Raw genomic sequence first — 15506 nt, 5'->3', positions numbered from 1 at the left:
GGAGCCTCGTGACCGCTGAGACCCTGCTGCTGCCGACCGCCACCGGGCGGCGTACCCGGGCCCTGCTGCGCGTGCTGGCCCGGCCGCACCGCGGCCGCCTGGCCGGGGCGTTCGCGCTGCTGATCGCCGGGACCGCGGCGGGCCTGGCCACCCCTCCCCTGCTCGGCCACATCGTCGACCTGGCGACGCATGGCGCGGACACCACCGGCATCGTCGTGGCCGGGGCCGGACTAGTCGCCGCCGCGGTGACCGAGGCCGCGCTGGCCGGCTTCGGCGTCGCCGTGCTCGCCCAGGTCGGCGAGGGGATGCTGGCGAGGCTGCGGGAACGGTTCGTCGAGTCCGCCCTGCGCCTCCCCTTGGAACAGGTCGAACGGGCCGGAGCCGGTGACCTCACCTCCCGGGTCACCAACGACGTCGCGGTGATCGCCGAGGCGGTCCGCAGTGCGCTGCCCGAGTTCGCCCGGTCGCTGTTCACCATCGGGCTGACGCTGGCCGGGATGGCGGTGCTGGACTGGCGTTTCCTCGTCGCGGCGCTGGTCGCGGTGCCGGTGCAGGCGTACACGGTCCGCTGGTACGCCGGCCGCGCCGTCCCGCTGTACGCCCGGCAGCGGGTGGCCGTCGCCGCGCAGCAGCACCACCTGCTCGCCACGATCGACGGCGCACCGACGATCCGCTCGCTACGCATCGCCGACGAACACCGGGGCCGGGTCGCCGCCCGGTCGCAGCAGGCCGTCGACCTGTTGCTGCGCGGCGTCGCGTTGCAGACCCGGTTCTACGCACGGCTGCACGTCGCCGAGTTCGCCGGGCTGGCCGCGGTGCTGGCGACGGGCTACTTCCTGGTCCGTGGCGACGCGGTCAGCATCGGTACGGCCACCGCGGCCGCGTTGTACTTCCACGGCCTGTTCGGCCCAATCAACGTGGCGCTCGCGCTTGTGGACGACGCGCAGGCAGCCTCGTCCGGTCTGGACCGTCTGGTCGGGGTCGCCGACCTGGCCCCGCCCGCGCGCTCGCGGGCGGCCGCGAGTGCGGGGCCTGACGCCGTACTGGTCGAAGGGCTGGACTTCGCGTACCACCCGCACCGCCCGGTGCTGCGCGGGATCGACTTGCGCATCGGCCGGGGCGAGCGGGTGGCCGTGGTCGGTTCCAGCGGCGCCGGGAAGACCACCCTGGCCAAGGTGATCGCCGGGGTGCACGCGCCCACGGCGGGCCGCGTGGCAGTGCCGGCCGGCGAGGTCGCCCTGATCACGCAAGAGGTGCATGTGTTCGCCGGGCCGCTCGCCGACGACCTGCGGCTGGCCCGGCCCGGCGCCACCGAGGACGAGCTGCGCGGCGCGCTGGCCGCGGTGGACGCGCTGGGCTGGGTGGAGCAGTTGCCGGACGGGCTGGCCACCGCGGTGGGCGCGGGCGGGCACGTGCTGACCGCCACGCAGGCGCAGCAGCTCGCGTTCGCCCGGCTGATTCTGGCCGACCCGCCGGTGGCCATTCTGGACGAGGCGACCGCCGAGGCGGGCAGCGCGGGCGCCCGGCTGCTGGAACGGGTCGCGGGAGCGGCGCTGCGGGGGCGTACCGCGCTGATCGTGGCGCACCGGCTGACCCAGGCCGTGACCGCGGACCGGATCGTGGTGCTGGAGGCCGGTCAAGTGGTCGAGGTGGGCGCCCACCGCGAGCTGATCGAGCGCGGAGGCCCGTACGCGACCCTCTGGCAAGCCTGGTCGGACCACCGACCGACGGAGTAGCAAATCGGGGTGGGCATGCCAGATCACCGGACTTCCTGCAGATCTCCCTGGCTAGCGTGGGGATCTCCTTGGTCTGATCCACCAATTGCTCTCCCGTCCAGTTGGCGCAGCTCCAGCAGCGGTTCGCTGCCGCTCAGACGTCGAGTTCGGCTCGCCACTCCAGGCTGCTCGGACGCTGGCCGGTCGTCGCGTACTCCCACATGGCCCGCCGAACGCCGCCCGGCGTCACCCGGGCCTTGCACGCTGCGATGGTTTCCACAGGCTCGTGCGAGTCAACCAACACATGCAGGTCTTCATGGTGCGGCGCCACGTTCGGTTCCACGCCCCAACCACCGTCAGGCACCCACCGAACGGCAGCGCGCCCCGCGTCGTAGTCCATGCTGATGCGCAGCGGGGCATTCTCGAGGTCCGGCCACTGGCCAACCTGCAGCGTCACTGCTCGCCCCCCATTTGGCCAGATGGCGCGGCTCAACTCATCGAGATAGTCAACGGCATGCGCCGCGCAGGTCACCGTCACGAAATCCTGGTCGGCCCAAACCGTACAGCTTTCGATGGCTTTCGCCTCACCCCAACCCTCGTCGTAAATCATTCTGGCCTCCATCGTCCGCGGTATCGCTTGAGGTACTTCGGTGGCACGCCGGGCTGCTTCCACAACGCTCCCGTGGAGGTGACAGATGTCGTGCCGACTTGGTTTTGCGGCCACCATCAGGGAACCTATCTTCCGTCAACGTCGATCGTTCTGCGGAGCTTGCTGACCGCTGCGACCAGATCAGACCACGGGAAGAGTGCGGCGGCCGGCGGCCCCATGTTCGGAGTCGGCAGCGGATAGCGGTTGGGATCGAAGAGCAAGTCGACGCCCCAGGATCGGAGCGCTTGCACGCTGGCACGGAAGGCCGGGTGACGGGCAAGCGCCACGTTCGGCGTGGGGACCGCGATGATGGGCAGCGGGACGCCGATGGCCTCGTTCAGCATTCCGACCGCGAGCGTGTCACTTGCCCCGGACACCATCTTGTTGATCGTGTTGAACGTCGCGGGAGCGACCACGTACGCGTCAGGGGAAGGGAGAACATCAGGTTCGTCCGGCTGTTTGTAGTCGAAGCGGACCTGGTGACCGGTGATGGCCGCGAGCGCCTTCAGGTCCATGAACTTCATGGCGGACGGCGTAGCGATGACGCAGACGTGCCAACCGTCCGCCTGCGCCTGCGTCACGAAGGCTGGCAGGTCGGCTGCGGGGCGCCCGCCGCATGCCACCACGTAGAGCACAAGTTGACCCGAAATCGGCACTGCCGCTCCATCACTCGTCTCGTTGAAGCGTCCAACGGCTGGCGGTGCTACAGGGCGGACCTGACGCTCAAGGGCAGCGCGAATCCGGCTGACTGCGAGCACCGCGGCGGAGCTCCCGAGAACGCGTTCTCTGGGGTTATCCGCTGGCGCGCGCCGATGAGCGCGCCGGTCCGGACGCACCTCAGCGGTCGGCGTCGATGAGCCTCTGCGGCCGTACGTCGGTCCAAGCCGCACCCGAACAAGGCAACGAGACCCAGCCGCACCCGGCCAAGGAAAGGCCGGCGCATGTGGCCGGGCGATTCAGCCGGGCGCCGGGGCCTCGCCTGTTTTGAGTACCGACTCCTCAATTCGATCAAAGATGTCGGCATCAGTCTCACGCTGCCAGTCCGGCAGGTCGTCCCAGTCCGCGACGTACGCGGGCTTTGGGTCGGGAATGTGTTTGTAAATCTGAGTGATCCAGCACAGGGCCACAAACCGCCCGCGCTGCACACGGCTCAGCCTGCGAGTGTTTCCATCGCTGATCATGATGAAGTCACGCACTTGCCCGAAGACGGCGGAGGCGCTGCTTCGTTCCCAGTCGGGTGTGTCTTCCCACGGCGTGATGTATGAAGCCTTCGGCTCTCCTGGATAATGCTTGTTCACACCGTCGATCCATGCCTGTCGAAAAATTCGGCCAGCGTCCAACGAGTTCGACAACGGATTCCCTTCCGAGTTATGCGGTCGTGGTCATCGAGCGAAGGGCCGAGATGTCGTCATTGAGCTGTCGAATCCCGGGCTCGCCCAGCATGCGATTGAGCTTCCGTTGCAGCAGATGCAGCTTACGACCAACGACCCCCGAGCGGGTTTGCCGGGCAATACCGAGTGCCTCACGCCCGAAGTACGTGACTTGCTCCGCGTCCCGTCTCTGAAGGCCTACCGTCGCGAGGTCGGCAAGCACGTTGCCTCGCCGCCTGGCCGAAAGATTGAGCCTTTTTCATCCTGCGTAGCGGCCGGACTCGATGCAGTGCAGGACGAGGATGGCCTGCACGATCGCGGAGGCGCGGCGTGGGCAGCAGCGCAGCTTGGCCAGGATCTTCCAGGTCTTGAGCGTCGCGATCGCGCGTTCCCCGCGGGCGCGGATCTTCGCGTGGGCGCGGTTCACGACCTTCTGCCGTCGTGACAGCTTGGGTCGGTAGCGGCGCCGTTTGAACGGGGTGCGCACGCTGCCGCGAGCGCCTTGGTAGCCCTAATGGGATCAGAGCGGGTCGGGTTTGTCGCGACTCCTTTGGTAGCCCTGGCGCTCGACGCCTCTTGATAAGGCGGGAGCTGTGGCCAGGGCCCGGCCCGCTCGGCAAGATCGGGTCCGCTTGGATTCGTTCGTGGTTCGAGCCCGCCAGCACGGAACATCCCTCGGTGATCCGGGGCCAGGAGCCCTCGACGTAAGACGGGGAGCCGTGCCGGTCGCTGGGATCAAGGACGGCTCATCGGATGTCAGGCCATCGAGCCTTTCCATTAGGGCGCCGCGCGATCCCGATCCGGGCCAGGACCAGCCCGAACCCCGGCATGGAGGACATATTGAAGATCACGTGCGGCATCGACTGGGCAGAGAAGCACCACGACATCGCCCTCATCAACGACGACGGCGCCTTGGTAGCGAAGGCGCGTATCACCGAGTCCGTCGAAGGGTTCCAGACGCTTCTGACGATGCTGACCGAAGCCGGCGACAGCAGCGACTGCCCGATCCCAGTAGCGATCGAAACCCCACGAGGGCTACTGGTCGCCGCGCTGCGCGCCACCGGCCGCCCGGTCTACCCGATCAACCCCATGGCCGTCGCCCGCTACCGGGAACGCTACTCGGCATCGGGCAAGAAATCCGACCACGCCGACGCGGTCGTGCTGGCGAACATCCTGCGAACCGACCGGCACGTGCACCGGCCACTGCCCGCCGACACCGAACTCGCCCGCTCCATCACGGTCCTCGCCCGCGCCTGCCAGGACGCCACGTGGCGGCGCACCCGAGCCGGCAACGAACTACGGTCGCTGCTGCGCGAGTACTACCCGATGATGCTGGAGGCGGCCGCCAACCGCAGCGGCAACCTGGCCACCCCGCTGACCCGAGCCCTGCTCGAACTCGCCCCGACCCCCGCCGCAGCACGCACACTGTCCAAAGCCCGCATCGCCGCCGCGCTGCGCCGAGCCGGCCGCTCCCGCAACATCGACCAAGTCGCCGGCGAGCTCCACACGATCCTGCGCCGGCCCCATCTGCGTCAGGACCCGCTCGTCGAGCACGCGATGGGCGTGCAGGCACTGCGGCTGCTGGCCACACTCACCACGGAATGCGCGAGCATCGAGCACCTATCCGCGGCTGTCGAGACGGCGTTCCAGCAGCACCCGGACTATGAGGTCATCACCAGCTTCCCCGGCATCGCAGCCCAGGCCGGTGCACGGCTGTTGGGCGAGATCGGCGACGACCGCACCCGCTTCACCGATGCACGATCGTTAAAGGCTTTCGCCGGAGCAGCACCGGTGACCCGCGCTTCCGGCCGCAGCCTGATCGTCTCGCAACGCCGGATCAAGAACGATCGACTCGCCGCGGTTGGCTTCACCTGGGGATTGTCAGCGCTCAACCAGTCACCCGGCGCGCGAGCCCACTACGACCGGCGCCGAACCACCGGCGACGGTCACGCCGCCGCCTTCCGCCACCTGTTCAACCGCTTCCTCGGCTGCCTCCACCACTGCCTGACGACACGCCAGCACTACCAAGAAACGACTGCCTTCCCGATCGCGGCGCCCGTCGCTGCTTGACAGTTACGCCCATCGGATGTCTTGTCCGCGAAGGTCATCACGTCTGCCCTGGTCAGCGCGTCGATGATGCCGTGGGTTCGGGCTGCGGTCAGATCGTGGGTCGAGCCCGGCAGTGCCGGCGAAGCCCAGATGAGCCGGCCGGCCGCATCGGCGATGACCTGCACGTTCACGCCGTGGCGCTTGTGCTTTCCGGAGTAGTACGGCTTCTGATCGGCGACCCGGTCGATCGGGACGAGCGTGCCGTCCAGGATTGCGTACGCCAGCATGCGAATCTTCTCCATCGCCGTGGCCAGGTCCTCAGCGGCGGCTGTGATCAGGGCGATTACTTCCTGGACGTACCGCCAGGCGGTAGCGACACCGACCTCGAATCCGGCGGCCAGCCGGGTGTAGGTGTCGCCGTTGCGTAGCTGAGCCAGGGCGAGCAGTGCCTGCCGGCCTGGGTTGAGGCGCCGCCAGCGTGATCGTTGCTGGTTGCGGTGCGCTCGGATGCGGTCGGCGAGGTGGTTCAGGGTCCGGCTGGACAACGAGATCGTGGACGGGTAAGACAGCACAGGCGAGGCTCCCGGTCGGGGCATCGGATCTTGGTCGACTGCTGTCTTATCTGGAGCCTCGCCCTCATCGATCTCTGGGGTCCACGTACCGCTGCTGACCTGCGGGGTCAGGTTGGAAAAGGCTCATTGAGGTCGAGCGCTGACATCAGGGCAGACTCCGCCTCGTCGAGCCGATCAAGTTGTGCGTAGCATGATCCGCGTTCCTCGTGCACCCGTGACCCGTCGAAGCGTAGCCATCCGCCATTGTGGATCTTTCCGGTCATGCCTTGCACGGCCGCTGCGGATTCGATCGCGTTCTCACAAGCTGCCGCGTCCTTCATTCCAGCGAATGCCTGCGCCGCCACGGCGTCAACCCATCGGCGAGTGGACAACTGGCTGTCCCCACTCCTGGCTACCTGCGCTGAAAGCTCAAGCAAGGGAATTGCTTCGGCGAAACGCCCCTCGTAAACGCTTATGAAGGCGTGACGGGTTACGGCGCAGGACCACAGGTCACGAGCATTCGCCTCTTTGCTAACGCTCGCTGCCACGGTGTAGCAGTGCGCAGCTTCGACGTATTGCTCCAGGTCGAAGAAAACTTCACCGGCGAGTTGCAGAAGCTCGCTGAGGAGTTCGCAGAGACGGACGTGGGCAGTTCCTCTGCTGTTGTGGAGTCCGTCCATCAGTGCGTCGAGTTGGTGCCTCGCCAGTGTGAAGACGTCACCTTTGCAGTCGCTCGCTGCAAAGGCCCGCCATAGCCGGGTGTTGATGCTGGCGAGGTCGATGAGCGCCGAGCCGTCGAACGGTGGTCCGTGCCGGGCGGTTGTCCACTCGGGCATGTCCAGCAGGCCCAGGTGGTCGTTCGGGCGTCGGACGACAGCCAGCGTTCCGACAGCGCTGAGGTTGCGAAGTAAGGCCCGCCGGTTCATGCGATCAAGTTTGCCTTGCGTCGGCGCCGCGACGGTGCTGGCGTACGGGGTCGCTTGGCTGCGGTCGCGTGCCGTCTGTGCGATCCACGCATCGAGGGCGACGGCAGCCTCGTCAAGGTCGCGGCGCTCAAGGCTGTTAATGGCGCGATCAAGATCGTTCTCCGGTGCCTCAGCGCGGCCCCATGAGCTACCTATCACAACCGGGCGCGAATCCGCTGGAAGCCCCTTGAAGCCTTGCAGGGCGTCGAGGATGAGCGGATCCAACAGATCACGTTCAAGGTGCCGCTGGATGGTGTCGGGCTCACGAGCGTATGCCCGTCCGGTGTACGCGCGGTCGGCTGCCCGGCGACGGTCCTCCAGGGCAGGGAGTCTGCCTGGTGTTCCGACGTGGAACAGGATGCGAGCGGCCCGTTGCATCGCGTCAGACGGCAGACGTTGGAGGGCTGCACCGAAGGCCGCCGCGTTGAATTCAAGGCGTCGCAGGACGTCACAGGGCGCCGGCGCGCCGGCCTTTGCCAACAGGGCATTCAGCGCGGGGTAGCGGTGTGGGCGCATGGCCAGGTCGGCAAGTCCCGCCCGGCGCAGCCGCTTCAGTTCGGCGCCGAGACTCGCAGCATCCGGACCGGGCCATCCGGCGTCCGTGAATTTTCCGTGTTTCGTCACGGGAAGGCTCCGTGCTTGCTGGGTTGCATGACAGCTATGCCTGAACCGCCTGAACGTCAGATGCAGCGAACTTGCTCCGTCATCGTCGGCGCACGTACGTGCGACGTCAAGGCCCGGGCCCCCGTGGGTGCGCGATCCCGTCTCCGTGCTTGCGAGTGAGCGGGTGGACATGCATCCGCCGTCTCGCCGACACGTGATGGCTTGCGCGTCCACCCGCACCTATGGGACCGGACACACCGGAGGCGGCAAGTTGCAACAGAACAATGGTGGGCTGCCCCGGAGGGAGCCCGGATCGCACTTTCCCGCAAACGTCCTACTTCATGGGTGCACTTTCGTGGGTCGGGCTCGTGTGCTGAGGCAGCGAAACACGTGGTCAACCGACGAGCGCACCCTGAGTCGCCTCATCGAGGCGCTGAGGCCGGAAACTGCGTCGTGACGGGCGCAAAGGAACCTCTGCCTGCCGACACTCGCCTTGTTGTTGAAGCGTCGTACAAGTTCGGCGTGGGACCGATACTCGTCCACTCGGTGGAAGTCATCGCCGAAACAATGTTCGACGCAGAGCCTTGGTTTCATGTGAATGCGTGGGTCGCAAATGGCGACTGCTGAGTCACGGCGGTTTCGTCCACCGCGAGCTGTACATCAGGGCGAACGCGAAGGAAACACCCGGCCAGACCCTCTGCTAATCGTGGTTTCTTGCGGGGCGAACACGCTCCGTCCCTCGGGTGCACAACCGGCTCCGCTCCCCCGTAGGTGGAGACATTCGACTTTCCGTGTTGCTCGCTAGTCAGGGAGGCAGGCGTGGAGACGTTCGAACGCGCGCACTTGGACAACTACTTCGGCAGGATCGCCGAGCGGTTCGCACCCACGGAGGCTCTGTGCAGTGTGGTGGTGACTCACCTTCTCGCGGACCGACCGTCGTTCGTGCAGGCCGTCGGCACGTTGGCGGAGGTGCGGGCGGTTCTACCGAAGCCGAAGAGTATTCACCATGCTGCGATGGCCGAGGTATCTCGCGGTTCAGTGGTGGATGAGTTGAGTCGGGAGAGATTCGCCGACCCGGACGAGGCCGTGGAGTACATCGAGGAGCGGGCATCCGGGCAGCGCCTGGTGCTGCTTGACGTCGGTGGCTACTTCGCACCGTCACTGCACGCAATGTGCGACCGTTTCTCGGGTCAGGTCGTTGGTGTGGTCGAGGACACCGAGAACGGCTTTCGGCGATACCAGGCGCTCGGCAAGCCGCCGTGCCCGGTGTTCTCGGTGGCCCGTAGCCCTCTCAAGCAGCCCGAGGACTACCTGGTTGGACAATCGGTAGTGTTCAGCACCGAGGCACTGATGCGCTCGCGAGGCGACATCCTGCACGGACGGGAGGCGTGCGTCATCGGCTTCGGCAAACTCGGTAGCAGCATCGCCCGGATGCTGCACGCCAAGAGCGTGCGGGTAACGGTGTACGACGAGGACCCGGTACGGATGACGCAGGCGATGTCCCAGGGATTCCGCATCGCTCGATCTCGCAGCGACGCCCTCGCGAGGGCCGGCGTGGTCATGTGCGCCACGGGAAACCTGGCGCTACGCCACGACGACTTCAACCAGCTCCGCAACGGCGCTCATGTCGCGACGGTCACCTCGTCGGAGGACGAGCTAGAGATCGGCGGGTTGGCGAACTTGTACCGGAGATCCCCGGTAGGCGAGCACATCACCCGATACGCGACTACCGGGCACTACTTCTACGTTCTGAACAACGGCAATGCAGTCAACTTCCTGCACGGTGCATCGGTTGGCCCGTTCATCTTTCTCGTGCAGGCGGAAATTCTGGCGGCCGTAGCGAACCTGGCTGCACAACCGGAGGAACCGGGCTACTACGAGGTTCCTGACGCTGAGCGGCGTTTCATTGCACAGACATGGCTCAACTACTTCAACAGGAGATGACGAATGGCAGTCAGCCAAGGTCAAATCAGCGACACGGTAGGCCAGTACCTGACGCGATTTCCTGACGAGCGGAACCGGCTGGAGCGACTCACGGACGCCCTGGCCGGCGACTCCGCCATCACGTCTCGCAAGGAGTTCAACGGGCATGTCACCTGCGGTGTCGTGATCCTCGACGCGGACTGGCGCGTCCTGCACATCCGACACAACGCACTCGGAAGATGGCTCCTGCCCGGCGGGCATCTGGAGCCCGAAGACCTTGACCTTGTGGACGCGGCATTGCGCGAAGCCCGAGAGGAGACTGGGCTGGTGTCGACCGGCCTTCGCCTCTTGGAGGGATGTGGAGACATACCGCTGGACATCGATGTCCACGCCATCCCTGAGAACGCGGACAAGGAGGAGCCACATCATTGGCACTTCGACCTCCGCTTCGCGTTCAACCTGGCGGGAAGCTCGCCCGTTAGATTGCAGGCTGAGGAGGTCTCCGGCTACGACTGGCTCGACTTCGACGCTATGCCAGCGGTTGAGCTGACGAAAAAACTCGCCAACCATTTCATGGCGGGGCAGTAAGCCACGGTCGTCCACATCCACGAACATAGATCGGCACGTCCGCGACCGTCGGATATGTAACCACCTCGGGTCGGCGCACAGCAATAGCGCGCCGACCCGGCGTCGCTTCAGCGGTCGGCGTCGATGAGGCTCTGCGGCCGCATGTCGGTCCAGTTCTCGTTGACGTAATCGAGGCATTCCTGGCGGCCGGCTGGGCCGTGCACGCAACGCCAGCCCGCCGGCACCTCGGCGAATTCCGGCCACAGGCTGTGCTGGTTCTCGTCGTTGACCAGCACCAGAAAGGTGCCGTCCTCGTTGTCGAACGGGTTGGTGCTCATCGGTTACTCCTCGTGCGAATGTGGATTACCAGGGTCTGCAGGGTGTCGAACCACAGGCGGGCCAGTTCCGTGACCGATTCTGCGGTGCACACGCCGGCCGGCCAAGCCCATGTGGCGACGAGCTGCGGGCCGCCCGGCCGGTCCTCGGTCTGTGCGTTCACCACCAGCTCGTACGACTCGGGCATGGCGTCGTCGGCACCGTTCTCGGCGGCTTCCGCCTCGGGGGCGTACTCCCAGTCGGCCGCCTCGGGGAAGTCGAACCGGCCCATGTAGTTGAACTGGATCGGCGGGTGCGGCAGCGCCGCCAGCACCGGGGCGGTGTCCGGGTTCAGGTAGCGGAGCAGGCCGTACCCCATGCCGTTGTCCGGCAGGGCGGCCAGGTGTTCGCGTACGCGGGTCACCGCCTCGGCCACCGCGGGCCCGCCGGCCGTGGTGTCGATGCCTGCGGTGTCGAGGCAGACCGGGAAGATGTTGGTGAACCAGCCGACCGTGCCGGACAGGTCGGCGCCGGGCACCAGGTGTTCCTCCCGGCCGTGTCCTTCCAGCGCGACCAGCACCGCGTCACCCGTGCCGCCCTGGGTGGCGCGCCAGCGGGTGACGGCGACGCCGAGCGCGCCGAGCAGGACGTCGTTGATCGTGGCGCCGAGCGCGGTGGGCACTCCGGTCAGCAGCGCCTCGGTGACGTCCGTAGGCAGCGTCTCGGTCACGTCGAGCAGTGTCGCGGCGACGTCGACGGACGCATCGAGCGGGCGCCGCACCGGCAGCGGGTCGCCCCGCTGCATCAGTTGCGTCCACACCGGCAGCTCGGCCACGCGGGCCGGGTCCAGGGCGTGCCGGGTGAGCCCGGTCGCCCAGCGCCGGAACGAGGTCGCCGCGTGGGCGGCCGCGGGTGCGCGTCCGGCCACGGCGTCGCGCCAGGCGGCGCCGAGCTCGGGCAGCAGCACCCGCCACGACACCCCGTCGACGACCAGGTGGTGCACGAGCAGCAGGAGCCGGCCCGGTCGGTCGGGCCCGGCGTCCAGCCAGGCGCACCGGATCATGACGCCGTTGTCCGGGTCGAGCGCGGCCTGGGCGATGCGGGCCTGTACGGCGACCGCATCCCACAGCTCACGGTCGTCCAGGCCGGACACGTCGACCCGGACGGTCCAGTCGGCGGAGCGCGACGACCCCGGCGGGGGCACGGTCATCGACCAGCCGCCGGTGCGGTCGAGCCGGGCCCGCAGCAGGTCGTGCCGGTCCGCGGCGGTCTGCAACGCGGCCAGCAGCGGCGCCCAGCCGAGCCCGGCGGGAACCTGCACGACCGCGGACTGGTTGAAACCGTCGATCGGGCCGTCGATCTCGCTGAGCCAGCGCATGACCGGGGTGAGCGGGAACGCGCCGATGCCGTCCCCGGCGGTGTCCGCGTCCGGGCCGGTGACCGTGGCGACCTCGGCGAGGCGGGCCACCGTACGCTCGGCGAAGACCTGGCGGGGGGTGAGCCGCAGGCCCGCCGCGCGCGCCCGGCCGACCACCTGCATCGCGACGATGCTGTCGCCGCCGAGGGCGAAGAAGTCGGCCTCGACGTCGATCGTGGACAGCCCGAGCGCGGCGGCGACGATCTCGCCCAGGGTGCGCTCGTGCGGGGTCCGCGGCGCCCGCCTGGCAGCGCCCGCACCCGGGTCGGGTGCGGGCAGGGCGGCCCGGTCGAGCTTGCCGTTGGCCAGCGTGGGCAGGCGGTCGAGCCGGATCAGTACGGCCGGGACCATGTGGTCGGGCAGCTCGGCGGCGACACCGGCGCGCACCGTGTCCACGTCCACGTCGGCCGGGGCGACCAGGTAGCCGACCAGGCGGCGGACGCCGGGACGGTTCTCGCGCGCCACGACCACGGCCTCGGCGACGCCGGGCTGCGCCGCGAGCACCGACTCGATCTCGGCCAGCTCCACCCGGAAGCCGCGGATCTTCACCTGTTCGTCGACCCGGCCCAGGTATTCGACCTGGCCGTCCTCGGTCCAGCGCACCAGGTCACCGGTGCGGTACATGCGGTCGCCGGGCGGCCCGTACGGGTCGGCGACGAACCGGTCGGCGCTCAGGTCGGGCCGGCCCAGGTAGCCGCGGGCCAGCCCGGCGCCGGCGACGTACAGCTCACCGGCGATGCCGGGCGGGGTGGGCCGCAGCGCATGGTCCAGCACGTACGCGCGGGCGCCCGCCACGGCCCGGCCGATCACCGGGGTCGCGGTGTCGCCGATCCGGGCGGCCAGGGCGTCCACGGTGGCCTCGGTCGGGCCGTACAGGTTGAACGCGCTCGTGCCGGCCAGGTTGCCGAGGCGGCGCCACAGTGCGGGCGGAACCGCCTCGCCGCCGACCCCGACCACGGCGAGCGGGCAGCGCCCGTCGCGGATCAGCCCGGCGTCCGCGACCTGCGCGAAGTGTGACGGGGTCAGCTCGATGAAGTCGATCCCGTCGGCGTGGATCAGCTCGGCGAGCTGCGCCGCGTCGCGCTGCACCTCCTCGGTGACGATGTGCAGGGCGTGACCGTCGAGCAGCCAGAGCTGCGGCTGCCATGACGCGTCGAACGCGAACGACCAGGCGTGCGCGACCCGCAGGTGGCGGCGGCCGGTGGCGGCCCGGGCCGGCAGGTGCAGTTGGGCGCGGTGGCTGCGGAACAGGTTGACCAGGTTGCGGTGGGTCACCACCACGCCCTTGGGGCGGCCGGTGGACCCGGAGGTGTAGATGACGTACGCGGGATGCCGGGCGTCGGCGGGGCGTACCCGGTCGGCGTCGGTGAGGTGGTGGCCGGGCAGTGTGTCGAGCAGCGGATCGTCCACCAGCACCCGGCCGATCCCCTCATCGACGGCCGGTACGCCGTCCGCGGTGACCAGCAGCACGGGCCGCGCGTCGCGCAGCATCGCCGCGATCCGCGCCGCCGGGTACGCGGGATCCACCGGCAGGTACGCGGCGCCGGTCTTGAGCACGGCCAGGATCGCGGTGATCGCGTCCGCGGTCCGTGGCAGGGCCAGTGCGACCGTGGTCTCCGGCCCGGCACCCCGCGCGGCCAGGTGCCTTGCGAGCCGGTTGGCGCGCGCGTCGAGCTCGGCGAACGTCCACCGGACCGGGCCGCAGACCACGGCTGTGGCTTCGGGCGACTCGGCCGCCTGCCGCTCGAACAGTTCCGCGACCGTGGGCCCGGCGGGTTCGGCATCCGGCGGGCTCGAAGCGGCCCGGTCATGCCCGAAAGGCGGCCGGTCATGCCCGGCAACCAGGTCGATGCGCCCGACCCTCCGCTGCGGGTCGGCGGCGAACGCGGTGAGCACCGCGGTGACCGCGTCCACGAGCCGGGCGGCCACCGGGCGGGTGAACAGGTCGGCCCGGTGTTCCAGCGTCAGGTGCAGCCGCTCGCCCGGGTCGACCACCCAGGTCAGCGGGTAGTGGGTGGCGTCGCGGCCGCCCGCGTCGGCCGCGGCGAGCAGGCTGTCCGGGTCGTCGCCGCGGTCCGGGTAGTTCTCGACGATCAGCAGCGTGTCGAACAGCTCCCCTGCCCCGGCCAGCCGCTGGATGTCGGCGAGCCCCAGGTACTGGTGGTCGAGCAGCGCCGACTGCTCGTCCTGCAGCCGGGTCAGCAGGGCGGTCACCGGTTCGGCGTGGTCGAGGCGGACCCGTACCGGCACGGTGTTGATGAACAGGCCGATCATCGACTCGACGCCGGGCAGGGGGGCGGGGCGCCCGGAGACGGTCGCGCCGAACACCACATCGGTACGGCCGGTGAGCCGCCCCAGCACGACGCCCCACGCCGCCTGCACCAGCGTGTTCAAGGTCAGGCCGCGGGAGCGGGCGAGCGCGGTCAGCGCGGCCGTCACGTCGGCGGGCAGCTCGTGCTCGGCCAGATCGGGTACGGCGGGTTCGCGTTGCGGGTCGGCAGGGGCGAGCCGGGTGGCGTCGGTGACCCCGGCCAGCGCGTGGCGCCACGCCTGCTCGGCGGCACCCCGGTCCTGCCCGGCGAGCCATGCCAGGAAGTCGCGGTACGGCGCCACCGCGCTCCGGTCGTCACGGTCGGCGTACAGCGCGGCGAGCTGCTCCATCAGCGGGCCACGGGACCAGCCGTCGAGCAGCATGTGCTGGTGCGTGAGGATCAGCCGGTACGCGCCCGGCGCCCGGACCAGCATCATCCGCAGCAGCGGCGCCCTGGCCGGGTCGAAACGCCGGGCCTCCTCGGCCAGGCACCGCTGCCAGGCCTCGACGAACGCCGTACCGTCCAGATCGGACAGGTCGGCGGTCGCCCAGGGCAGCGCGGCGGCGCGGGCGACCACGGCGACCGGCCGCCCGGAGCCGAGCTGGTGAAACGACGCCCGCAGGTTGGCGTGCCGGTGCAGCAGCGCCTGACCGGCCGCGCGCAACCGCGCCGGGTCGACGGTCGCGGGCAGGTCGAAGACCATCTGCACGGTGTACAGGTCGAGCCGGTCCGCGTCGAACGCGGCGTGGAACAGCAGCCCGGCCTGCAACGGCGACAGCGGCAGCACCTCGGCCACGTCGATGCCCAGCGCCGCGATCTCCGCGGTCTCCGCGTCGGTGAGCGTCACCAGCGCACCGGAGGCGGCCGCGGCCGTGAACACCGACCCGGCCGCCGCGGCCAGCGCGGCCGGGGTGCGCAGCTGGAACACCTGCCGCAGCGACAGCGACAGTCCCGCGGCGCGGGCCCGGCCGACCAGCGCGATGGACACGATGCTGTCGCCGCCGAGGGCGAAGAAGTCGTCCTGCGCGCCGACCGACGGCAGCGCCAGCACCTGGGCGAACAGGTCGCAC

At 69.2% G+C, this 15506-nt stretch carries 10 protein-coding genes and 2 pseudogenes (1 of these 12 only partly in view); 4 read left to right on the top strand and 8 right to left on the bottom strand.

The window, feature by feature from the left end; translation table 11 throughout:
* Positions 1-8 precede the first annotated feature (8 nt).
* Positions 9-1736 carry an ABC transporter ATP-binding protein gene (locus ACMCNK_RS03225; RefSeq protein WP_412734879.1) on the top strand — a complete coding sequence of 576 codons (1728 nt, stop codon included), beginning with the start codon at positions 9-11 and terminating at the stop codon, positions 1734-1736.
* 133 nt (positions 1737-1869) lie between these two features.
* Here ACMCNK_RS03225 and ACMCNK_RS03220 read toward each other — a convergent pair whose 3' ends face one another.
* The 4 genes and pseudogenes from ACMCNK_RS03220 to ACMCNK_RS03205 form a co-directional block, all read right to left on the bottom strand.
* A complete protein-coding gene (locus ACMCNK_RS03220; protein ID WP_412734878.1) occupies positions 1870-2325 on the bottom strand; it encodes an Imm1 family immunity protein in 456 nt (151 codons plus the stop codon).
* 125 nt (positions 2326-2450) lie between these two features.
* Positions 2451-3020 (bottom strand): flavoprotein, encoded by a 570-nt coding sequence (locus tag ACMCNK_RS03215; protein ID WP_412734877.1) that lies wholly within the window; start codon positions 3018-3020, stop codon positions 2451-2453.
* 300 nt (positions 3021-3320) lie between these two features.
* Positions 3321-3662 carry a hypothetical protein gene (locus tag ACMCNK_RS03210; RefSeq protein ID WP_412734876.1) on the bottom strand — a complete coding sequence of 114 codons (342 nt, stop codon included), beginning with the start codon at positions 3660-3662 and terminating at the stop codon, positions 3321-3323.
* Positions 3663-3993: 331 nt separating this feature from the next.
* Positions 3994-4245, bottom strand: a pseudogene (locus ACMCNK_RS03205) (transposase family protein); the annotation flags it as partial.
* A 317-nt stretch (positions 4246-4562) separates the two neighbouring features.
* On the opposite strand from ACMCNK_RS03205, the gene ACMCNK_RS03200 reads away from it, so the two are divergent.
* Complete coding sequence (locus ACMCNK_RS03200) at positions 4563-5804, top strand: IS110 family transposase (protein ID WP_412740737.1); 1242 nt, start codon at positions 4563-4565, stop codon at positions 5802-5804.
* A gap of 8 nt (positions 5805-5812) precedes the next feature.
* Here the strand turns inward: ACMCNK_RS03200 and ACMCNK_RS03195 are convergent.
* Positions 5813-6355 (bottom strand): annotated as a pseudogene (locus tag ACMCNK_RS03195) (transposase family protein); the annotation flags it as partial.
* A gap of 107 nt (positions 6356-6462) precedes the next feature.
* On the bottom strand, positions 6463-7923 hold the full coding sequence (locus ACMCNK_RS03190; RefSeq protein WP_412734875.1) for a hypothetical protein: 1461 nt from the start codon (positions 7921-7923) through the stop codon (positions 6463-6465).
* A 798-nt stretch (positions 7924-8721) separates the two neighbouring features.
* Between ACMCNK_RS03190 and ACMCNK_RS03185 the strand changes: the two genes are divergently transcribed.
* Together ACMCNK_RS03185 and ACMCNK_RS03180 are read left to right on the top strand one after the other, a co-directional pair.
* Positions 8722-9846, top strand: a complete 1125-nt coding sequence (locus ACMCNK_RS03185; RefSeq protein WP_412734874.1) for an adenosylhomocysteinase — start codon at positions 8722-8724, stop codon at positions 9844-9846.
* 3 nt (positions 9847-9849) lie between these two features.
* The gene (locus tag ACMCNK_RS03180; RefSeq protein WP_412734873.1) at positions 9850-10413 is read left to right on the top strand and encodes an NUDIX hydrolase; all 564 of its coding nucleotides are present in this window, start codon (positions 9850-9852) and stop codon (positions 10411-10413) included.
* 107 nt (positions 10414-10520) lie between these two features.
* Here ACMCNK_RS03180 and ACMCNK_RS03175 read toward each other — a convergent pair whose 3' ends face one another.
* Positions 10521-10730 (bottom strand): MbtH family protein, encoded by a 210-nt coding sequence (locus ACMCNK_RS03175; protein WP_412734872.1) that lies wholly within the window; start codon positions 10728-10730, stop codon positions 10521-10523.
* On the bottom strand, positions 10727-15506 hold the final stretch of the coding sequence (locus ACMCNK_RS03170; RefSeq protein WP_412734871.1) for an amino acid adenylation domain-containing protein. It continues 6020 nt past the right edge of the window; the window shows 4780 of its 10800 coding nt (coding positions 6021-10800); its start codon lies off the right edge, out of view; it ends in the stop codon at positions 10727-10729. The genes ACMCNK_RS03175 and ACMCNK_RS03170 overlap by 4 nt, the downstream gene beginning before the upstream one ends.

Origin of the sequence: Krasilnikovia sp. MM14-A1259, assembly GCF_047159535.1 — a bacterium.
Taxonomy (GTDB): Bacteria; Actinomycetota; Actinomycetes; order Mycobacteriales; family Micromonosporaceae; genus Actinoplanes.
This window is presented reverse-complemented; position numbering and strand designations above follow the sequence as displayed.

Coding starts and splice junctions, on each gene's coding strand:
- ACMCNK_RS03175 (WP_412734872.1), bottom strand. CDS start 10,730: ATGAGCACCAACCCGTTCGACAACGAGGACGGCACCTTTCTGGTGCTG.
- ACMCNK_RS03200 (WP_412740737.1), top strand. CDS start 4,563: ATGGAGGACATATTGAAGATCACGTGCGGCATCGACTGGGCAGAGAAG.
- ACMCNK_RS03220 (WP_412734878.1), bottom strand. CDS start 2,325: ATGATTTACGACGAGGGTTGGGGTGAGGCGAAAGCCATCGAAAGCTGT.
- ACMCNK_RS03180 (WP_412734873.1), top strand. CDS start 9,850: ATGGCAGTCAGCCAAGGTCAAATCAGCGACACGGTAGGCCAGTACCTG.